Here is a 20,102-nt window from a genome sequence, read left to right on the forward strand (position 1 = left end):
CCAACTTGTCGCAATTTCTACTGTCGCGTTGGAAGTAACGCGAGTAGATTTAATCCATGAAGCGGAGAGAGCGACCACTAGGAATTGTCCTGGCTGGTGGCGAAGGTAAGCGCTTAATGCCGTTGACCGCAGATCGCGCTAAACCTGCAGTGCCATTCGGTGGCTCCTACCGATTAGTGGATTTTGTACTATCCAATTTAGTAAATGCCGAGATGCGCAAGATCGCTGTTCTGACTCAATACAAATCTCACTCTCTCGACCGCCACATAACAACTACTTGGCGCATGAGCACTTTGACTGGCAATTACATAACGCCAGTTCCTGCACAACAACGCCTTGGACCTCGTTGGTACACCGGCAGCGCAGATGCAATCTTGCAGAACTTCAATTTAATTCACGATGAAAATCCAAACCATGTTCTTGTCTTTGGTGCGGACCACGTCTATCGCATGGATCCAGACCAGATGTTTGAGGCGCATATCGAATCTGGTGCGGGTGTAACTATCGCCGCTATCCGTATGCCGCGCGCTGAAGCGCACGACTTTGGCGTAATTGAATTAGCTGATGATGGAATCTCAATTAAAGCATTCCACGAAAAGCCATCGGACCCACCTGCCATGCCAGGTCACCCTGATCTATGTTTAGTTTCAATGGGAAATTACATCTTCCGCCGCGATGTTATGGAAGAAGCGTTAATTCTGGATTCTGAAGATCTAGAAAGTCGCCATGACCTGGGCGGAAACATAATTCCGATGCTCACCGCCAATGGCAGTGCAAAGGTTTATGACTTTGCAAATAACGTAGTGCCGGGTGAAACTGAACGCGATAAAGGCTACTGGCGTGATGTGGGTTCAATCGATGCTTATTACGATGCTCATATGGATCTAGTCTCGATCCATCCAATTTTTAATCTCTACAACCGCGAATGGCCTCTGCTCACCAATCCACCATCACTTCCACCTGCAAAATTTAGCGAAGGTGGTATTGCTCAGGATTCAATCGTTGGCGCAGGTTCCATCATTTCTGGCGGCCATGTAAACCGAACTGTTATTTCTCATGATGTTCATGTCGGAGCCGGCGCAATTGTAGACGGTTCTGTTCTTATGCCATCGGTAAAGATCGGTGACAAGGCGGTTATCCGCAGCGCAATCTTGGATAAGAATGTAGTTGTGGAACCAGGTGCGCAGATCGGCGTTGATTTAGAGCGTGATCGTGCTCGATTTACTATCTCTGATGGCGGAATTGTCGTAGTCGGTAAGGGCGTTCGCGTTACCGCTTAGTTTTTACAACAATTTCTTTTGCTGCAAAATCAAGTGCCAGATGTGATGAAGGTGTTGCGGCAACGTTGGCAAAGAAGCCATGGATCATTCCTGGAAATTCTTTATATATAAATTCGGCGCCATCTTTTTCTAGCTTCGCGCAGTAATTCTCAGAGTCGCTGACTAGTGGATCGTATTGCGCGGTGATCACGATTGATGGGGCAACTCCTGCAAGAGACTTTGCGCGCATGGGCGCAGCATATGGATTGTTATCGTGTTGGCTACCTTGCAGATATTGATCCCAGAACCATTGCATCGCTTGCGTTGTTAACCCGTAATCTGTTGCTGCTTCGATGTATGACTTAGTTGTGAAGTCACGATCCAGGCAGGGATAAACAAGTAATTGATAAGTTAGCGCCACGTTTTCATCACGCGCCTTTAAGGCAACAGCGGCAGCGAGATTTCCACCAGCGCTATCTCCACCAACGCCAATACGGTCTGGATCGACACCAATCTCCTGGGCGTGTGCTTTAACCCAGAGAAGTCCGGCGTAACAATCATCAAAGGGCGCTGGGAATGGATGCTCTGGCGCTTTCTGATAATTAACGCTGATTATTACCGAGCCACTTTGATTTGCTAAGCGGTGAAGTGCGGCATCATAGATATCTAGAAAATTTAATACCCAGCCGCCACCGTGGAAAAAGACCATGGCAGGGGCGTTCTGATCTTGATTTGGGCGATAGATCCGAATTGGCAGATCTGCAGTGGGGCCTGGAATAAAGCGATTTGTTACAGAGAGAATTGGTTCTGGAACGCCTGCAAATGCAACGCGACCTTGCGTCAGCTCACGAATAACAGCAACGGGTGCTTCCCAAACTTGCGGGAGCCCTGCCGCTTTCTGATCTGCAAGTTGCTGAATTATTTCAGGGGCTAAGGTCATTTAATTAAATCCAATTTTCGGTGCGATCGCGCAGCGTGCGATATCGCTCAACTACATCTGGTGTTGCAATTGCAGAAACTTTTTCAATCTTTCCAAGATCCCAAATAGGTGCGCTATCTCCACCAAGTAAAGCCCAAGCTGCTTGGCGGGCTGCGCCATTTGCTACATATTCTCCTGCCGGCGGAACAAGTACTTCGCGACCAAAGAGCGCGGCAGCTATTTGCGAAACTGCAGGGTTCTTAGCGGCGCCACCAATCAAAATAATCCGTTTTACATTTACACCTAACTTCTCAAGCGCATCCACGGCATCTACTAAACCGCAGAGCATTCCTTCGACCATCGCGCGGGCGATATCTGCCGCATTTGAGTTATTTAAGTTCATTCCGCCGAATACACCAGTTGCATGTGGTCGGTTAGGGGTTCGCTCACCTTCAAAGTAAGGAAGGAGCGAAAGCCCGTTGGCACCTGGCTTGGCGGTCAATGCAAGTGCTCCAACTTCATCATGTGTTTTTCCAAGGATGCGAGTTGCTGCATCCAAGATGCGTGCTGCATTTAAGGTGCAGACAAGTGGCAAGAAACGACCAGTTGCATCAGCAAAACCGGCGACTTGACCAGATGCATCATGGGTTGGTGTCTCAGAGACTGCAAAGGCGGTGCCACTTGTGCCCAGTGAGACAACAACATCTCCGGCTTGGGCCTGAATACCAAGTGCAGCGGCTGCGTTATCGCCTGCGCCTGGTGCAATTGGAATTCCAGATGGAGTTGTTCCGCCAAATTGCGCTGGCGAAATAATTTTTGGCAGATATATTTCGCGATCGGTGCGCAGAACCTTTGCCAAAATATCGCGGCGATATTGCGAAGTTGTTGGATCGAAGTAACCAGTGCCCGATGCTTCGCTGCGATCAGAGAAAAGTTTTCCGAAATCTAGAGCTTCACCTTTACTGTGTTGCAGTTGCCAAGATAACCAGTCGTGGGGGAGAGCAACGCCTGCAACCTTTGCCGCATTATCTTTCTCAGAATCCGCCAGCCAACGTAATTTTGTGGCGGTAAATGATGCAACCAATACCGAACCAATTTGTTTGGCAGTTTCTGCATTTCCGCCGAGTTCTTTATTTAGCACTGTTGCGGCATCGGCAGAACGCGTGTCATTCCATAGAAGTGCATCGCGAATTACTTTGCCTTGCGCATCGAGTGCGACCATTCCATGTTGCTGTCCACCGATTGAGATCGCTTCAACGCCATCAAGACCGCCAGCTGCAGAAATAGCGGTATCTAGGGCGCTGACCCAGTGTGCAGGATTAACTTCGGTGCCATCAGGATGAGTAGCGCGGCCTTCGCGGACTAACTCGCCGGTAACGCCATCGCGGATGACGACCTTGCAAGATTGAGTAGATGAATCCACGCCCGCGATGAGTTTTTGGTTAGCCATGGGTAGAGGTTAGACTGTGCCTGTCAACGTTGACCACTTATTCTCAAGTCTAAAATTCATTTTGGCTTAGATTTATAATTTTTTGAACTGGAGTTTTCATGCGTATTGGCGTCCTTACAGGTGGCGGAGATTGCCCTGGTCTTAATGCGGTTATCCGCGCAGTAGTTCGTAAAGGTGTAAAGGAATACGGCCACGAGTTTGTTGGCTTCCGTGATGGCTGGAAAGGCCCACTCGAGAACTACACAATGGAGCTCAACCTTGAGACAACCCGCGGCATCTTGCCTCGCGGCGGAACTATTCTCGGTTCATCTCGTACCAACCCATTTAAAATTGAAAATGGCGTAGAACGCATCAAGCAGAACCTCGCTGATCAAGGCATCGATGCACTTATCGCAATTGGTGGCGAAGATACTCTCGGCGTTGCCACAAAGTTAGATGCACTTGGCGTAAAGGTAATCGGCGTTCCAAAGACGATCGATAACGACCTTAACAACACCGATTACACATTTGGTTTCGACACATCTGTAAACATTGCAGTTGAAGCGATCGATCGCCTTCACACGACTGCTGAATCACATCACCGCGCACTTATCGTTGAAGTTATGGGCCGCCATGCTGGTTGGATCGCACTTCACTCAGGTATCGCAGGCGGAGCCGCTTGTATCTTGATCCCAGAAGTTAAATTCTCAGTAGATAAGGTCTGCGAATGGGTCGAGTCACGCTTTAAGAGCAGCTATGCACCAATCATCGTTATCGCTGAAGGTGCAATTCCTCAAGATGGCGACATGATCACTAAGGATTCAGAGCTCGATGCTTTCGGTCACGTAAAGCTTTCTGGAATTGGCGAATGGCTTGCTAAGCAGATCGAAACCAAGACCGGCAAAGAGGCACGTACATCTGTACTCGGCCACATCCAACGTGGTGGAACGCCAACTGCCTTTGACCGCGTTCTTGCTACACGTTTTGGTTTGCAGGCGATCACCGCTGCATCTGAAGGCGACTGGGGCAAGATGGTTGCACTTCACGGAACAGATATCGTCCGCGTTCCGCTTGCAACAGCGACTGAGAAGCTCAAAACTGTTCCAATCGAGCGTTACAAGGAGTCAGAGATCTTCTTCGGATAATTCTCACCCGAGAAACAATCTGAGCAAACTACTCTTTAACCATGATGAATTCACTAGATACCCTCTTCACCCCTGGCCTCGTAGCGGCGCAACAACCGCAGTGGCCAGGTGGTGTTGATGGCGCTCCAGTGAAATCCGCAGTTGCCCAACTGAAATCTTTTCCACCGCTGGTTTTTGCCGGTGAGTGCGATGACCTAAAGGCGAAGATTGCTGAAGCTGCCGCAGGGCGCGCATTCTGGTTACAAGGCGGAGATTGCGCTGAGACATTTGCAGCCGCAACTGCAGATTCAATTCGCAATCGCATCAAGACCATCCTGCAGATGGCCGCGGTCTTGCAGTACTACTCAAGCCTGCCAGTTGTAAAAGTTGGTCGTATGGCGGGGCAGTTTGCAAAGCCGCGTTCAAATGATTTTGAAACCCGCGGCGATGTAACGCTTCCTGCCTACCGTGGCGATGCCGTTAACGATCTCGAATTTAATGAGGCATCACGTACGCCAGATCCAGATCGCATGGTTCGTGTCTACAACACTTCTGCTGCAACCCTTAACTTAGTTCGCGCCTTTACTCAAGGTGGTTTTGCAGATCTGCGCCAAGTTCACGAATGGAACAAGGGCTTTATCCGCGATTCATCTGTTGGCGATCGCTACGAACAAATGGCGCGCGAGATCGGTCGCGCACTTGACTTTATGAAATCAGCAGGCGTCGACCCTGATTCATTTAAATCTGTTGATTTCTACTCCAGCCACGAAGCGTTGATCATGGAGTACGAGAAGGCGTTGACGCGCATCGATTCACGCACTCAACTTCCTTACGATGTTTCAGCACACTTCTTATGGATCGGCGAACGCACACGTCAACTCGATGGCGCTCATATTGATTTTGCTGCCAAGGTACGCAACCCAATCGGTGTAAAACTCGGACCTAAGTCAACAGTTGATGATGCACTTGCCTTGATCGACCGCCTTGATCCAAATCGCGAGCCAGGTCGACTCACATTCATTACTCGCATGGGCGCAGGAAAGATCCGCGAAGCACTCCCTGCGTTAGTTGATGGCGTTACGAAATCTGGCGCACAAGTACTTTGGGTCTGCGATCCAATGCACGGTAATACCTTTGAGGCAGCAACTGGTTACAAGACCCGTCGCTTTGATGATGTTATGGATGAAGTTAAGGGATTCTTTGAAGTTCATAAGAGCCTTGGCACACATCCAGGCGGAATCCATATCGAGCTAACTGGTGATGATGTCACTGAGTGCCTCGGTGGCGGTGAGCAGATCTCTGAAACTGATTTAGCTACCCGCTACGAAAGCGCCTGCGATCCACGCCTTAACCACTCGCAGTCCCTGGAACTTGCCTTTTTAGTTGCTGAAATGTTGCGCGATCGCTAATTTAGCGGACGTGGCACTTCAGATTTCGCAATACAAATCTCCTATCGGGGTTCTAAATCTAATTGCTGACGATCAAATTCTTCTTGGGCTAAACCTTTCTAATGTGAAGGCCCTTAAAGATGGCCTTTCGCAGGAAGATTACGAAAAGGGCTTCAAGGAAGTTTCAAAAATTCCTGTCATCACAGACTTATTAGGCGATTACTTTGCCGGCGACATAGATGCGATCAATGGAATATCAGTCCGCCAACCTGGTGCGCCATTTTCACAGGCAGCGTGGAAAGCGATGCGCAAAGTTAAGGGTGGCAAAGTTCTTTCTTACGCTGATTTAGCAGATAACGCTGGATCGCCAGCTGCGGTGCGTGCAGCGGGCTCTGCATGTGCCAAGAATGCAATTGCACTCGTTGTGCCATGTCATCGAATAGTAAAAACTGGGGGAGCCCTCGGAAATTACGCGTATGGGCTAAGTAAGAAAGAGTGGCTATTACGCCACGAGAACGCGCTTTAATATTTCAATTGCAGCAGCGCATTGCTCGTCGTCAAAATCTAAATGAGTAACCAAGCGCGCATAATTTGGACCTAGCGCGCTAATCCAAAGTCCTGCTTCACGGCAACGCGTTGCGAGTTCTGCCGCTGTATATGGAGCGTTTGCTAAATCAAGTCCAACGATATTTGTCTCAACTAAAGCCGGATCAACAAAGGATTTATCTATGGCAGCGATGGCAACTGCCAACTCTTTAGCGCGGCGATGATCTTCTGATAAGCGAGCAATATTGTTATCGAGTGCGTAATGCGCAGCACCTGCGAGCAAGCCAACCTGGCGCATCCCGGCCCCGTAACGCTTGCGCCAGATACGCGCCTTGGTCACACGCTCTTTGGTGCTGAGCATTACTGAACCAATTGGCGCACCTAAACCTTTAGATAGGCAGACGCTGATCGTGTCGAAGTATTTTCCATATTCGTTGAAAGCAACGCCACTTGCAACGTGGGCGTTCCAGATACGTGCGCCATCTAAGTGCAGGGCAACGCCAATTTCATCTGCGCCTTTACGAAGCGCTTTGATTTGATCAAGTGGTTGGACAGTTCCGCCGCCAAAGTTATGGGTATTTTCCACTGCAATCGCGGTTGTTGAAACTAAGTAAGGACCCGAATTTGGGCGGGCGATTTCTAGCGCATCTTCGGCAACTAAGAGACCGTTCTTGGCGGGCCAAGTGCGCGTTGTTATTCCGCTAAATACTGCAGCAGCACCCAGTTCGGCGCGAACGATATGAGAATTAGTTTCTGCGATTAACTCTTCGCCAGGGGCAACAAGCATGCGAATAGCCAGTTGGTTGGCTAGCGATCCAGTTGGTGTAAACACACCTGCTTCTTTCCCAAAGAGCGCCGCAACTCGTTCTTCGAGCGAGTTAACAGTTGGATCATCGCTATAAACATCATCGCCAACTTCAGCACTTGCCATCGCTTGGCGCATCGCCTGTGATGGGCGAGTTACGGTATCTGAGCGAAGATCAATTGGGTTGGCCATGGCCTAAGCCTCTCACGCCTCTTTCATCACGATCAAATACATCGCGATCACAACCAAGATTCCGCCAATTGATACTTGAAGTGAGAGAGATTCTCCGCCAAATACAACTGCGAAGAGCGCAGCAAAGACAACTTCCATCGTCAAGATAACTGCCACCTTGGTAGAACTCATATGGGCTTGCGACCAAGTTTGTACGATGAAGGCAACTGCGGTGCAAACAACCGCGGTGAAAATTACTACGCCCCAAACTCCGGCATCTGGCGGGGTTTCATAACCTTGTCCTAAAGAAATTGCGCCAGTTAGGATCGCGCAAATCGTGAGTTGAACAACGGTAAGTGCATAGGCATCTAAACCTAAACTCCATTTACTCAAAGTAACGATATGCGCGGCAAAAGCGATAGCGCTAATGAAGACGAGCGCCTCACCAACCCCGACTGACCAGCCTTGTAGTGAAAGCAACGCAAGGCCAATTGTCGCCAGCACAACACAGAACCAAGTAAAAGCTCTAATTCGCTCCTTTAAAAACACCGCTGCAATTAGCGGTGTTAGAACAACATAGAGTCCAGTAACAAAACCTGTAATCGCAGCCCCGGTGCGAGCAAGTCCAAGAGTTTGGAATATGTAACCAGAGCCTAAGAAGAGTCCGGCCAGTGAGCCTTTCAAAATTAATTCACGATTTAACTTCTGCAAGACACTTGGGCGCAGAATTACCATCGCAAGAACCGCCACCACAAAACGTGTTGCTAGAAAACTATTTACTGCTTGGCGCTCGATCGCTGGTTTCATCAAAACGAAGGCTGCGCCCCAAGATGCTGAGACCGCTAATAGCGCCCAAGGCGCAAGCTTTAACTGGAGTTGATGGCGCGCGCTCATCCACGTAAACCTTTTAGAAGTTCAACCTCTTTACCGTGCTCCGGTTCCATGCCAGGCGTCTCCAAAATTAGGGGAGCGTTCTTAACTGCCGGGTGCTTTAGTAACTCTTTAAAGGGATCTACGCCGATAAAACCATCGCCGATATTTTGGTGGCGATCTTTAAGCGCACCGCAGACATCCATCGAATCATTGGCGTGGATTAATTGGATTCGTTCGGCGCCAGCGACTTCAACAAGTAAATCCAAAGTCTCTTTCATGCCACCTTTTTTAGCTATGTCATGGCCTGCGGCAAAGACATGGCAGGTATCAAGACAGATGCCAACTTTAGGATGGTACTCGAGAGCCTTTAAGTAATATTCCAGATCCTCTAACCGCTTAACAAGTGATTGCCCTTGGCCCGCTGTTGGCTCAAGGAGCAACATCGGAGCATCATCAGTTAGCGCGTTAAGAATCGGCATCATCCCTTTATGGATTTGCTTCCATGCTTTATCAACAAAATCTTCATTTACAGCAGATCCGGTATGAACTACAACGCCATGTGCGCCAATTTCTTTACCGCGCTTAAGCGAGAACTCGGTAGATGCAAGTGAGTTTTTATAAGTTCCTTCAGTTGGAGAACCCAGATTGATTAGAAATGGTGCGTGGACATAAACCTCAAGATCTAACGCTGCTGCCTTTTCACGAAAGAGTGCATCTGCTTCATGGTTGGTCTCTGGCATCGCCCAGCCGCGTGGATTAGAGGTAAATACCTGGATCGCTTCGGCGCCGATAGTTTCGGCATATGCGATAGAGCGCTTAGCCATTCCACCGGTAGTCGGAGTATGTGCACCGATACGCGGTGAGGTTTTTGGCATTTGCCTACCCTACTGTGATCGTAACCGTGCTGCCACGTTTAACCTTCGTGCCGACCTTCGGAGCGATATTTGTGACCGACTTGACCTTCTTGGCACCGATCTTCTTTACAACAACTTTAAGTTCGAGATCTGTAAGCGCTGCGCGCGCCTTTGCTTCAGTAAGTGAGAAGACATTAGGGATAAATACAAATTGTGATCCCTTAGAAATCGTCAAGGCGATTTTCTCGCCCTTAGGTAGCGGTGCTCCGCCTGATGGAACCTGGCTAATAACGGCACCTGCTAAAACGCTTTCGCTAAATTGATCAATTGTTTCGACATCAAATCCAGCTTCAGTTAATTCATTTAGCGCTTGGTCGGCGGACTTTCCAACATAGGAAACGACATCTAGAGTTTCTACGCCCTTACTTACCAAGATATCTACCGTTGCATCGCGCTTTACTTTCTCACCTTGCGCAGGGCTTGATGAGATAACAAATCCCTTAGGCGTTCTATCGTTAAAGACTTCCTTTAACTCGCCAACTTTTATTGGAGATTTAGCTAGAAGATTGACCGCTGCCTCTGGCGTAAGCCCAACTAGCATCGGAATTACATAACGCTCTGGGCCTTTGGAGATGATCGCCTTTACTTGTCCGCCAGCATCAACTTTGCCTCCACCTGCAGGATCAGATTCGATAATCTGGCCATCGCCGACTTCTTCATCAAAGCGTTTTTCAGAGATCACCAGCGTTAATCCGAGAGGAGATAGCGCGCTTAACGCTTGGTTCTCTGTCGCACCGACAATTGATGGCACAACAACACGTGAACCTGGACCGACGAGCGCATACCAACCGAAGATTCCTAGTGAAATTGCCAGACCGGCTGCGATAAAGCGATTACGACGAACTCGCTTACTTATCTTCTTACGCTTTTTAATCTGCGCCGTTGTTTCGCGCTTTGTCGGCTCTCCCTTTTCAGGTAATTCATTTGAGTCTTCACGATTTTTCTTTAGCGACACAGTCTTTTCCTTTTCGGCGCGCGCACGTTCACGGCGACTTGGTTTCTTCGATGCCGGGCGCATCGGAGCAATAGGAATATCTAGCTCCAAACTCATCTGTTTTTGATTTGGGTCAAGCGATTGTGCGATAGCGCTGAGCGCGGCATGGAATTCGCCGGCATCTTTGGGGCGGCCATCAGGATCTGAATTTGTAGCGCGCTGAATCAGTTGATCGAGTTCGGCAGGAATACCGGTTTTCTTTGTACTCATTAGCGGCACGCGTTCGTTAACGTGCATATATGCGATCTGTATTGGCTCATCACCTGCGAATGGTTTTTCGCCAGTAAAGATCTCAAATGCGGTAATTCCAGCGGAGTAAACATCGCTACGTGCATCTGCAATTCCGCGTTGAACTTGCTCGGGGGATAGGTATGAAACGCTGCCGAGTATGACGCTGGATTCGGCGGTCATCGTTGTGCCAAGCAGCGGCCCCTTTGCTAAACCAAAGTCCGCGATCTTGATTCTTCCTTCTTTAGAGATCAAAATATTTTCGGGTTTAATATCGCGATGGACAATGCCAACTTTATGCGCTGCAGCAAGTGCGCTCAAGACAGGTAACAGAAATTGAATTCCGTTAGCTACCGAGAGTGAACCTTGCTCATTTAAATATTCGCGAAGGGTGTGGCCCTCGACCATCTCCATTACTAGAAAGACTGCAGGCGTACCGTTCTGATTCCACCCTTGATCTTGTACCGAAACAATGTTGGGATGAGATAACGCAGCTGATGCTTTGGCTTCGCGAATAAAGCGTTCTACAAATTGTTCATCCTGAGCAAGATGGGGGTGCATTATCTTTACCGCCACTTTGCGATCTAAGCGGGTATCAACTGCCTCATAAATTGTTGCCATTCCACCTGCCGCCATCTGGCGAAGGAGCTGATAGCGCCCATCAATTAGCTCGCCAGTTAGATCGGACATATCTGCAATTTTAGGTAGTGAGAATGAAATCTGCCTTTTCACGCGTTGAGTGTTGTAAGAAATATTCGGCTTGTGTTCCAAGCCACTTTTGCATCCGCTCATGCATCTGCGCGCCATCGCGATCTATTACACGTTTTAAGCCATCTGTGGGGTCAATCTCCATCCAAATTAGAGCTGCAAATCGATCTTGCAACTCTTTATCTCCGCAACCAACTCCCTCGAGAATTAGGAGATCGCTAACCGGCAGTTCTTCACTTTCACCGAAGGAAGAACTCTCCCAGTTATACCTTTGAATTTTGGCGGGAGATTTTGCTTCATGTTGGCTAACTAGGTATTGCAGAATCGTGGAAAGGTCTTTCGATAGAGCGTTATCCCAGCCGTCGTACAAGTCATCCATATGAATAACTTGTAAAGACATCTTGTTACTTAGGGCTAAGAAAATTTCATGAGCCAAGGTTGTTTTCCCCGCCCCAGCTGGCCCATCAATTGCAATGACGGGCCGCGACTTCTCCTTACAGAGATCGGCTAGCGCTGCGATGAGCTCCATACCATTTGCTCCATCCCATAGCCGCTAGCACTGTGAAAGTAATATAAAGCACTGAAGTAAAGAGTAAATCCTGTGATGCATAAAGTGCTACATATCCAGCATCTACGACCAACCAGATAATCCAACTTTCAAACTTTTCATAAACCATCAAAATCTGTGCTGAAAGTGAACCGAAGAATAGAATCGCATCAGCAAAGGTTGATGCCGCACCCCAGTATTTAAGTAGCGGTGCTAGAGCCAGGGTTGCCAAAATTATTGCAATTACAACATATGCGCGATGGCTGCTCTTCAATCTTCCAGGCTTTGCGCCACTTGGTTCCCATCCAAACCAACCTGCAATTGCAGCGATGATAAATACGATTTGAAGGGCGGCGCTGGCGTAGAGCTCCCATTGGAAGAAGAGAATTCCGTAGAGAACTGAACTTAGCGCCCACCAGGGCCAAGTAATTCGTTTACCGGTTATGCCAAGTGCAACTCCGATGAAAGAGGCCATTACCGCGATTAGTTCGAGATAAGACAGTTCGTATCCCCAAATAGTTAAAAATGTAGATGACATAGTTTTACCCTTTCCGCATCCGCATTACCGGACGGGTCAAGCGGTCGATCTGAATTTCAGATCCTCTCAGCCGTTTCAGCGGCTCCCGCGAGATTTACTTTAGCGCAAACGCGCTGCAACGGCGCTTATATAAGCCGCGAAAGCCACTCGCGCTCTGCGAGCTGTCGAAGTCTTGGCGCGCTTATTAAAGATGTCGTAACCAATTTTTTCTACTTCATCAACGATTCCACAGTACAACTCACTGGCTGCGCGGATACATGGCTGGCTGGTCTTATCTAGTAGCGCAATACCTGGTTCGGCAGCCTTCTGTAGTTGGCGAACGCGAGCGATCTGAAACTTAAGAGCGCTAATTATCTCCGGAGTTAACTTACGCGCTTCCAACATTTGACGAGTTACGCCGTGTTCGGCAAGTTCTTGTAGCGGCAAGTAAACGCGGCCGCGATCTAAATCCTCACCCACATCGCGAATAAAGTTAGCGAGCTGGAAGGCAACGCCCAGATTCTTTGCAGCTTCTAAAGAATTAACAGTATCTCCCCCCAAGATCGGCACCATCTGAAGACCAATAACTGCTGCAGATCCATATACATATTCATAAAGATCATCAAAAGTTTGGTACTCAGTAACAGTTAGGTCCATCTCCATCGAGTGTAAGAAATCTACGAAATGTTGGTGGGGGATATCAAAGCGCTGCACCGTATCAATTAGCGCACGACCAACGAGATCTGAACTTTCACCGGTTTTTAAACCGCGCAATACATCAGAACTCCATGCGCGAAGTACTTCTGCTTTCTCTTGAGCAGTTAACGTTGAGGCTAAATCATCGACGATCTCATCGGCATAACGTGCAAAACCATAAAGCGCGTGAACAAATGGTCGCTTGCTCGCTGGTAACAAAAGAGTTGCTAGGTAATAAGTCTTGCCGTGCAGAGAGTTGAGACGTTTGCACTCGGAATAAGACTCCCGTAGTTGCGGGTCGGTAATCCCTGCAGCGCTTAACTCACTCACTTACTTAACCGGACCTACGATTCGCTCTGCCGCTAAACGACCAGAAATCAAAACCATCGGAACGCCAACGCCTGGTTGGGTACCTGAACCGGCAAAGACGACATTTTCAAAACCAGCTGCGATATTGCGGGGACGGAATGGTCCGGTTTGGAAGAAGGTATGCGCGCTAGCAAATGGTGCGCCGCGTTCCATGCCTTGTGCTTGCCAATCAAGTGGCGTGGTCATTACTTCGGTTTCAATTGAATCGCCAAAGCCGGTGTAACCGCGATCTTCAAGAGTCTTGATCATGTGATCACGATATGGACGCGCTTGAGTCTTCCAATCAATATCGGCATCCAAGTTTGGAGTCGGATAGAGAATGTAATAACTCTCTTTTCCAGCAGGTGCCAACGCGGCATCATCCTTAGTCGGAATAGTCACGAGTACCGAAGGATCTGACATCAAGGTCTTCTTCTTGATTAGCTCATCAAAGACGCCATCCCAAGATTTTCCGAAGTGAATATTGTGGTGAGCCACGTGGTCATACTTCTTAGAAGAACCAACTAGCAAAGTTGCACAAGATGGTGAGTACTTAAGGCGCTTAATATTTAGCGGAGTTTTACCAAGTAGATCGCGCCAAACAACGGGTAAATCTGGGTTCATGACAACCACATCGCATTCGATGCGTTCGCCCTTATCGGTGATAACCGCTTTGGCGCGCCCGTTCTCTACTTCTAGGCGAGTGACCGTGGTGCTGTATTTGAAAGTCACGCCATGCTTCTCTGCAGCAGCAGCAAGTGCGCGAGGTACAGCATGCATTCCACCCTTAGGGAAGAAGACGCCATTTACTGAATCCATATAAGCAATAACTGCATAGATTGCTAGCGCCTGTTGTGGGCTAACGCCTGCATACATCGCCTGGAATGAGTAAACCTTTTGCAGGCGAGGATCTTTAAGAAATTGATTTACTTTTGGAGAAAGTTTTCTAAATCCACCGAGTGCGATCAAGCGTGCCAAGTTGGGGGTCAACAAATTAAATGGAGAATCGATATTGCGATCGATGAAATCGTTCATCTCGTACTTGTACAACTTGGTTACAAAATCTACGTAACGGCGGTAGCCCAGGGCTTCTTCGGCGCTAACTGTGCGACGGATCTCTTCTTCCATCTCAGCGGTATTGGCATGGACATCGATCTGCGAACCATCGTGATAAAAAGCGCGATAAAGTGGCTTAAGCGGTGAAAGCTCTAGCCAATCCTTCATATCTTCACCGACGCAGCTAAAGGCATCTTGAATTAGCGAAGGCATAGTTAAAACAGATGGACCGGTATCAAATGAGTAGCCATCTTTTTCTAGCAAACCGTTGCGACCGCCCGGAACAGATTCGCGTTCTACGACCGTTACTTTGCGACCTGCGCCCGCTAAGCGAAGTGCAGCGCTTAACCCAGCAAGTCCTGCACCAACTACGACTACGTGATCAGTTGGTCCCTTTACCTTTGCCGGCATTTAATGGCTCCTACGAGTTGCGCTAGTTGCGAGTTCGATTAATAACTCGCGGGCTGAAGGGTCAATTTCATCAGAGTTTGCCGCAGTTAGCGCGTTGGAAAGAAGCCCCTCGATGAGATCTTCGACAACTTTAACTGCGCCTGTTGCGGTGATGAGCGCGCGGATTTCTTCAATCTGATCGGAAGTTAGATCTTCGCGGCCAAGGGCTGCAGTGATCTTGGCAGCGCTTGCTTGGTCGGCGCGCTCTAAAGTCATCGCCATCAAAACGGTGCGCTTGCCTTCACGAATATCATCGCCGGCTGGTTTACCAGTAACAGATGGATCGCCAAAGATTCCGAGCATGTCATCGCGCAATTGGAATGCCTCACCAAGTGGCAGACCATATGCGCTCAAGATATTTGTTAAATCTTTTCGTTCTGCCGCATCTGTAATCGCAAGCGATGCGCCCAGATGCAATGGTCGTTCAATTGTGTATTTGCCTGATTTGTATCGGGCGATACGAAGTGAGCGATCAACGCTAGGGGAGCGCTCACCTGCTTCACGAACATCTAAATACTGTCCGGCCATAAGTTCGATACGCATCTCATCGTGCACCTTTAGCGCCGATAAGAGCGCGCTATTTTCAACACCTGATGTATGGAGCAAGTGATCTGACCAAACTAAAGCTAAGTCACCAAGAAGTACTGCTGCTGCTTCACCAAATTGATCTGCCAAACCGCTCATCGCTTCTTGTTGATGCAAGTTCTCAAAGTGGCGATGTATCGCAGGTTTTCCTCGGCGAGTATCTGAACGATCCATTAAGTCATCATGGATAAGCGCACATGCTTGCAATAGTTCGAGGCTGGTGAATGCGCGAATATCTGCAGCGGTTGCAACCTTGCCAGTTGCCGCAAAGCCGGCATATGCAAATAGCGGGCGCAGGCGCTTTCCACCTTCAAGCAAGAAAGATTCGAGGGCATCGCATACTGGGATTAACTCAGAGCCGATGCCACTTAAATATTCGCGCTGCAAGGTCAGATAAGAAGTTAGTTCGCTTTGAACCGTCTCGCGTACCGCTAAAAGCGTGCCACGTGCATCGTTAACCACGGCGCAACGGTACCCTGACCGCGTGGAGATGCGCATGAAGGAGATCGGCGAAGGCGTTACTTACTCCTTCGAGTTCTTTCCTCCGAAAGACCCAGAAGGTGAAGAACGCCTTTGGAGCGCTATGGGCGCGCTCGAACTGATCGCCCCAGATTTCATCTCAGTTACTTATGGTGCAGGCGGCACAACCCGCGATCGCACAATTCGGATAACTTCCGAGATAACGCAGCGCACTCATATTCCAACGGTTGCGCACTTAACTTGCGTTGGTTCAACGCGAGACGAGTTAATCGAAATTTTGGCGCGCTACAAGCAAGCCGGCATCCACAATATTTTGGCGCTGCGTGGAGATCCAACTGGGGGACCGCGTGCGCCTTGGACACCAACACCTGGCGGTTTAAATCACGCCGACGAATTAGTAACGCTCGCTGCTGAAGTTGGTGGATTCACAATTGGCGTCGCCGCATTTCCCGACGGACATCCCGCATCAGGGTTAAATTTCCATGAAGATATTGAAGTTCTGCTCCGTAAAGAAAAAGCCGGTGCATCATTTGCAACGACACAGTTCTTCTTTGAAGTTGATAAATGGAAAGCGCTCGTCGATCGCTTATCGGCACGCGGCTCAAAACTGCCGATCATCGCAGGCATATTGCCGGTCACAAATGTTGCTCAGTTAAATCGTATGGCCGAGTTAAGCGGCACACCGATTCCACCGGCTATCGCTGCGCGTTTTGAAGCGCTGAAAGATTCACCAGATGATGTCCGTAAGTTAGGTGTAGAAATTGCTACCGGTCTCTGTGAAGATTTATTAGATGCAGGAGTTCCGGGTCTTCACTTCTACACAATGAATACCTCATCAGCAACGCGCGAAATATTTGAGCAGATCAAAGATAAGAAACGCGGATGAACCAGACCGATTTTTTCGCCAAGTGGAGGGAGCTCCACGGTAACGCTGAGATAAAGGGAATTGTTAAGGCTTGGCTCAAGATCTCATTCGCATCGGCTAAATTCGTTTCAGCACTGCGCTTAACTCCGAACTTACTCACGCTGCTAGGAATTGTTTTTGCTATTGCGATGGCGGTTAATCCACTATCGCTCTGGGCGATTCCGCTTCTGGTTCTCTCACTCTATGCCGATGGAATCGATGGCAGCGTTGCTATCTACCAAAATCGCGAGAGCCGATTCGGTGCGGTTCTGGATTCAGTTGCCGATCGCATCAGCGAAGCGCTCTGGTTCTACGTCGCTTACCGCATCGGCGCTCCAGCATGGATTGTTCTTCTAACTTATGTAACTGCATCAACGCAAGAATATGCGCGTGCCCGTTTAGGTGGTTTAGGTATCAGCGAAGTTGGAGTTGTTACGCCAGCAGAACGACCTGTGCGCGCTAGTTTTATCTTTATCGCCCTGGTTGCCTACGCAATCGGCTTTAACTTAGTAACTCCAGTGATGGCAGTTCTCGCCGCACTTCAACTATTTAGCTTTTACTTAGTGGGTCGTTGGGCCCACAACTGCTTGCGCAACAATTTCAGCGCTTAGCCCAACTAACGGTAAGCCTCCACCTGGATGAGCCGATCCACCAACGCAGTACAAACCCTTTAGTGGAGAACGATTCTTGGCGCGCAAAAATGCCGAACGCGCTCCGTTGCTGGAAGTGCCATAGATCGATCCACCTGGCGCCATCACTGTGCGCTCGAGATCTGCAGGTGTGCGAATTTCCAAAACTTCTAAGCGGTCTCTAACTGATATTCCGCGCGCTTCAATGGCATCAATAATCTTCATCGCATAGCGGTGGTTGGCATCTTTATCGTTCCAGTTAAAGCCATCGCTATCGCCATGGCGCGGTGCATTAACCAGCACAAACCAAGCTTCGTGCCCGGGGTGTTTAACCATCGCATCGTCATTTGGCGCGCAGATATAAATTGTTGGATCTTCAACTGGCACCTTACGGCTGAAGATATCTTCAAACTCTTCATCGTAATCTTTGGGAAACAAGACATTGTGATGCGATAAACCTGTTGGCTGATCGGTGGGGCGAAGCCCAAGTAGAAGTGAGAATCCAGCAAGCGACGGTTCAGCTTTGGCCAAGTTCTTACGGGTGCGCTTTAACTTTCCTACTTTGCCCGAAATTAAACTGTTATAGACCAGTGAAGCATCAGCGTTAGCTATGACCACTTCATATTCAATTAATCGCCCATCACCACGAGAGACGCCAGTTATAGATTTACCATTGTGGTTAATAGCAGTAATGGGAGAGTTGAATTCAAATTTAACTCCGCGATCAAGACAACGTTGATAAACGGCATCGGCTAGCTTTCCAACCCCGCCTTTAATATGCCAAGCCCCGAATGCTTCTTCGACGAAGGCGATAGATGCCAGCACCGCAGGTGCAACGCGTGGATCAGATCCGCTATATGTTGCATAGCGATCCAAGATGTTTCGTAGATGGATATCTTTAATCTTTAGCCCGCGCAGAGTTTTCCAGGGAGCAATGATTCGGATGTCGCGCAGCAGAGTTGGACGCTTCAGTAATGAAGCGATAGAACGCAGTTCAGATTCGATAAACGGTTCACGCGAGACATCCCACATCGCCTCAGCGGTGCGCATTACGCGATCCCACTCTTGCCCTGCTTCTGCGCCGAGCGATTCAGTGATTGCCGCCAGAGTCTCTTTCCGAGATAAGTTGGCAAACTTAACTGACTTGCCATCGGCAAAACGATAATCAAATGATGGATTAACGGGAACAAGCTCTAGAACTCGACCCATGACTTCACCGGTGCGCTGAAAGAAATCGCGATAGACCGCAGGAAGAGTTAAAAGTGATGGGCCGGTATCGAATGCGTAATTGCCGATCCATTCAGTGCGGCACTTACCGCCATGACGATCGGATGCTTCATAGACAGTTACTTGGTGGCCAGCCTTTGCTAAACGCGCTGCAGTTGTCATTCCGCCCATGCCGGCACCGATTACAGCAACGGCAGGTTTATTGGAATTACCTTTGCTCACAGGGTGCGACCTTTCCACGTTACTGCGCCACGGGCGCGCCAACTGTAGATAATCAAATAGATCAAGATCGCAGAAGAGATCGGATGCAGAATTGAATCCAGGATTCGCCCGCGCGAACGCGCTGCGCTAAGAGCGCGAGTTATAACTACAAATTGATAGGCGAAGAAGCCCAGGGGATGGCCACCAAACCAAGCAATTACTGGAGCGATGCCAGTGATAAACAGAAATGCGATCGCAGCTGCGCTACCGCTCTGACTGCCGAATGCTTTCCAGAGAGATTTTCCATACCCAGCTTTGATTTCAGAGAAGTTCTTATACATGCGGGTCTGCGCCAGCGATGAACCATCTGCCACGCCACCAAATGCGCCTGATTTAATCAGCGCGCGGGCAAGTTCCATATCGTCGAGAACTTCTGCAGCGATCGCAGTAAATCCGCCGATTTGGTCCAAAGAGTTTTTGCGCACCAGAAAGAATTGACCGTTGGCAACTGCTAAAGAAGTGCGTGTAGATTTCTCGGCAACGCGCAAAGGCACTGTGCTCATCCATGACCATTGCAACAGCGGTTGAATCAATCGTTCTGAAAAAGTCTTGGCGATCTGACGTGGATATGGTGAGATAAATGAGCGATCGCCCAGCATTGCAATGGCTTGTGCAATAGCGGTTGACGTTAAACGAACATCTGCATCAAGAGTTACAACGATTTCACCCTTTGCCTGCAAATATCCTTGCTGCAGCGCCCATGGTTTACCTAGCCAACCATCTAGAAGTTCAGGGGCGTTGATAACTTTAATTTGAGCTCCACCATCTTTGGCTTCCTGCAACTTGTCTGCTGTGTCATCGGTGGATGAGTCGTTGATGAAGATGATCTCTGACTTATTCAAGAACTGTTGTGCCTGCAGGCTAAGTACTAGATCTGCGATGTTTTCCGCTTCATTCCGCACCGGAATCAAGATAGTTACAGTTTCGCTGCGTTCTATGGCGGCAACTGGACGGCGGATCGTAAAGAAGTTTGCGACGGCCAGCCAAAGCAGGGCAACGGATGCAAAGAAAATTAAGTTAGTTAGCACGATTTATTCGATACAA

General features: G+C 48.9%; 19 protein-coding genes. 6 read left to right on the forward strand and 13 right to left on the reverse strand.

From position 1 onward, the window contains the following. Positions 1-56 precede the first annotated feature (56 nt). Positions 57-1,280, forward strand: coding sequence for a glucose-1-phosphate adenylyltransferase (gene glgC, locus A1s21148_RS02770; protein WP_095670954.1), 1,224 nt, complete (start codon positions 57-59; stop codon positions 1,278-1,280). Here the strand turns inward: glgC and A1s21148_RS02775 are convergent. Both A1s21148_RS02775 and xylB read right to left on the reverse strand, forming a co-directional pair. Further along, a complete protein-coding gene (locus A1s21148_RS02775) occupies positions 1,270-2,199 on the reverse strand; it encodes an alpha/beta hydrolase (RefSeq protein ID WP_095670955.1) in 930 nt (309 codons plus the stop codon). The two genes, glgC and A1s21148_RS02775, sit on opposite strands and share 11 nt — an antisense overlap. A 4-nt stretch (positions 2,200-2,203) precedes the next feature. After that, entirely contained in the window at positions 2,204-3,628 is a 1,425-nt protein-coding gene (gene xylB / locus A1s21148_RS02780) for a xylulokinase (protein WP_095670956.1), read from the reverse strand. Positions 3,629-3,726: 98 nt separating this feature from the next. On the opposite strand from xylB, the gene A1s21148_RS02785 reads away from it, so the two are divergent. The 3 genes from A1s21148_RS02785 to A1s21148_RS02795 are packed head-to-tail and all read left to right on the forward strand — an operon-like array spanning position 3,727 to position 6,645. Further along, on the forward strand, positions 3,727-4,752 hold the full coding sequence (locus A1s21148_RS02785) for a 6-phosphofructokinase (protein ID WP_095670957.1): 1,026 nt from the start codon (positions 3,727-3,729) through the stop codon (positions 4,750-4,752). Positions 4,753-4,793: 41 nt separating this feature from the next. Continuing rightward, entirely contained in the window at positions 4,794-6,140 is a 1,347-nt protein-coding gene (locus A1s21148_RS02790; protein ID WP_223299419.1) for a class II 3-deoxy-7-phosphoheptulonate synthase, read from the forward strand. 10 nt (positions 6,141-6,150) lie between these two features. Beyond that, a complete protein-coding gene (locus A1s21148_RS02795; protein ID WP_223299420.1) occupies positions 6,151-6,645 on the forward strand; it encodes a methylated-DNA--[protein]-cysteine S-methyltransferase in 495 nt (164 codons plus the stop codon). Here A1s21148_RS02795 and A1s21148_RS02800 read toward each other — a convergent pair. The 9 genes from A1s21148_RS02800 to A1s21148_RS02840 all read right to left on the reverse strand — a co-directional run bounded on the left by A1s21148_RS02800 (position 6,622) and on the right by A1s21148_RS02840 (position 16,019). Beyond that, positions 6,622-7,662: a threonine aldolase family protein gene (locus A1s21148_RS02800; protein WP_095670959.1), complete on the reverse strand. Its 1,041-nt coding sequence runs from the start codon at positions 7,660-7,662 to the stop codon at positions 6,622-6,624. The two genes, A1s21148_RS02795 and A1s21148_RS02800, sit on opposite strands and share 24 nt — an antisense overlap. Positions 7,663-7,674: 12 nt before the next feature. Next, on the reverse strand, positions 7,675-8,535 hold the full coding sequence (locus A1s21148_RS02805; protein ID WP_095670960.1) for a DMT family transporter: 861 nt from the start codon (positions 8,533-8,535) through the stop codon (positions 7,675-7,677). Further along, positions 8,532-9,389, reverse strand: coding sequence for a deoxyribonuclease IV (locus tag A1s21148_RS02810; protein ID WP_095670961.1), 858 nt, complete (start codon positions 9,387-9,389; stop codon positions 8,532-8,534). Before A1s21148_RS02810 ends, A1s21148_RS02805 begins: the two co-directional genes overlap by 4 nt. Before the next feature lie 4 nt (positions 9,390-9,393). After that, the gene (pknB, locus tag A1s21148_RS02815) at positions 9,394-11,382 is read right to left on the reverse strand and encodes a Stk1 family PASTA domain-containing Ser/Thr kinase (protein ID WP_223299421.1); all 1,989 of its coding nucleotides are present in this window, start codon (positions 11,380-11,382) and stop codon (positions 9,394-9,396) included. After that, positions 11,351-11,887 carry a uridine kinase family protein gene (locus A1s21148_RS02820; RefSeq protein ID WP_095670963.1) on the reverse strand — a complete coding sequence of 179 codons (537 nt, stop codon included), beginning with the start codon at positions 11,885-11,887 and terminating at the stop codon, positions 11,351-11,353. The genes pknB and A1s21148_RS02820 overlap by 32 nt, the downstream gene beginning before the upstream one ends. After that, complete coding sequence (gene pnuC / locus A1s21148_RS02825) at positions 11,853-12,443, reverse strand: nicotinamide riboside transporter PnuC (protein WP_095670964.1); 591 nt, start codon at positions 12,441-12,443, stop codon at positions 11,853-11,855. Before pnuC ends, A1s21148_RS02820 begins: the two co-directional genes overlap by 35 nt. Positions 12,444-12,542: 99 nt before the next feature. Further along, positions 12,543-13,448 carry a phytoene/squalene synthase family protein gene (locus tag A1s21148_RS02830; protein ID WP_095670965.1) on the reverse strand — a complete coding sequence of 302 codons (906 nt, stop codon included), beginning with the start codon at positions 13,446-13,448 and terminating at the stop codon, positions 12,543-12,545. Next, positions 13,449-14,933, reverse strand: coding sequence for a phytoene desaturase family protein (gene crtI, locus A1s21148_RS02835; RefSeq protein ID WP_095670966.1), 1,485 nt, complete (start codon positions 14,931-14,933; stop codon positions 13,449-13,451). After that, positions 14,934-16,019, reverse strand: a complete 1,086-nt coding sequence (locus tag A1s21148_RS02840; protein ID WP_223299422.1) for a polyprenyl synthetase family protein — start codon at positions 16,017-16,019, stop codon at positions 14,934-14,936. A gap of 28 nt (positions 16,020-16,047) precedes the next feature. Between A1s21148_RS02840 and metF the strand changes: the two genes are divergently transcribed. Together metF and A1s21148_RS02850 are read left to right on the forward strand one after the other, a co-directional pair. Next, positions 16,048-16,923 carry a methylenetetrahydrofolate reductase [NAD(P)H] gene (gene metF / locus A1s21148_RS02845; RefSeq protein WP_223299439.1) on the forward strand — a complete coding sequence of 292 codons (876 nt, stop codon included), beginning with the start codon at positions 16,048-16,050 and terminating at the stop codon, positions 16,921-16,923. Continuing rightward, on the forward strand, positions 16,920-17,552 hold the full coding sequence (locus tag A1s21148_RS02850) for a CDP-alcohol phosphatidyltransferase family protein (protein ID WP_095670969.1): 633 nt from the start codon (positions 16,920-16,922) through the stop codon (positions 17,550-17,552). Before metF ends, A1s21148_RS02850 begins: the two co-directional genes overlap by 4 nt. Here the strand turns inward: A1s21148_RS02850 and A1s21148_RS02855 are convergent. Both A1s21148_RS02855 and A1s21148_RS02860 read right to left on the reverse strand, forming a co-directional pair. Further along, on the reverse strand, positions 17,502-19,019 hold the full coding sequence (locus tag A1s21148_RS02855; protein ID WP_223299423.1) for a phytoene desaturase family protein: 1,518 nt from the start codon (positions 19,017-19,019) through the stop codon (positions 17,502-17,504). The two genes, A1s21148_RS02850 and A1s21148_RS02855, sit on opposite strands and share 51 nt — an antisense overlap. Continuing rightward, entirely contained in the window at positions 19,016-20,086 is a 1,071-nt protein-coding gene (locus tag A1s21148_RS02860) for a glycosyltransferase family 2 protein (RefSeq protein WP_223299424.1), read from the reverse strand. Before A1s21148_RS02860 ends, A1s21148_RS02855 begins: the two co-directional genes overlap by 4 nt. Between the last annotated feature and the right edge of the window lie 16 nt (positions 20,087-20,102).

It is taken from the genome of Candidatus Planktophila lacus (assembly GCF_002287925.1).
Lineage (GTDB): Bacteria > Actinomycetota > Actinomycetes > Nanopelagicales > Nanopelagicaceae > Planktophila > Planktophila lacus.

What these genes read in the sequence shown, in the direction of transcription:
- A1s21148_RS02820 (WP_095670963.1), bottom strand. Translation starts at nt 11,887, where the DNA reads ATGGAGCTCATCGCAGCGCTAGCCGATCTCTGTAAGGAGAAGTCGCGG.
- glgC (WP_095670954.1), top strand. Translation starts at nt 57, where the DNA reads ATGAAGCGGAGAGAGCGACCACTAGGAATTGTCCTGGCTGGTGGCGAA.
- A1s21148_RS02790 (WP_223299419.1), top strand. Translation starts at nt 4,794, where the DNA reads ATGATGAATTCACTAGATACCCTCTTCACCCCTGGCCTCGTAGCGGCG.
- A1s21148_RS02775 (WP_095670955.1), bottom strand. Translation starts at nt 2,199, where the DNA reads ATGACCTTAGCCCCTGAAATAATTCAGCAACTTGCAGATCAGAAAGCG.
- crtI (WP_095670966.1), bottom strand. Translation starts at nt 14,933, where the DNA reads ATGCCGGCAAAGGTAAAGGGACCAACTGATCACGTAGTCGTAGTTGGT.
- A1s21148_RS02805 (WP_095670960.1), bottom strand. Translation starts at nt 8,535, where the DNA reads ATGAGCGCGCGCCATCAACTCCAGTTAAAGCTTGCGCCTTGGGCGCTA.
- pnuC (WP_095670964.1), bottom strand. Translation starts at nt 12,443, where the DNA reads ATGTCATCTACATTTTTAACTATTTGGGGATACGAACTGTCTTATCTC.
- A1s21148_RS02810 (WP_095670961.1), bottom strand. Translation starts at nt 9,389, where the DNA reads ATGCCAAAAACCTCACCGCGTATCGGTGCACATACTCCGACTACCGGT.
- A1s21148_RS02850 (WP_095670969.1), top strand. Translation starts at nt 16,920, where the DNA reads ATGAACCAGACCGATTTTTTCGCCAAGTGGAGGGAGCTCCACGGTAAC.
- A1s21148_RS02800 (WP_095670959.1), bottom strand. Translation starts at nt 7,662, where the DNA reads ATGGCCAACCCAATTGATCTTCGCTCAGATACCGTAACTCGCCCATCA.
- A1s21148_RS02785 (WP_095670957.1), top strand. Translation starts at nt 3,727, where the DNA reads ATGCGTATTGGCGTCCTTACAGGTGGCGGAGATTGCCCTGGTCTTAAT.
- xylB (WP_095670956.1), bottom strand. Translation starts at nt 3,628, where the DNA reads ATGGCTAACCAAAAACTCATCGCGGGCGTGGATTCATCTACTCAATCT.
- metF (WP_223299439.1), top strand. Translation starts at nt 16,048, where the DNA reads ATGCGCATGAAGGAGATCGGCGAAGGCGTTACTTACTCCTTCGAGTTC.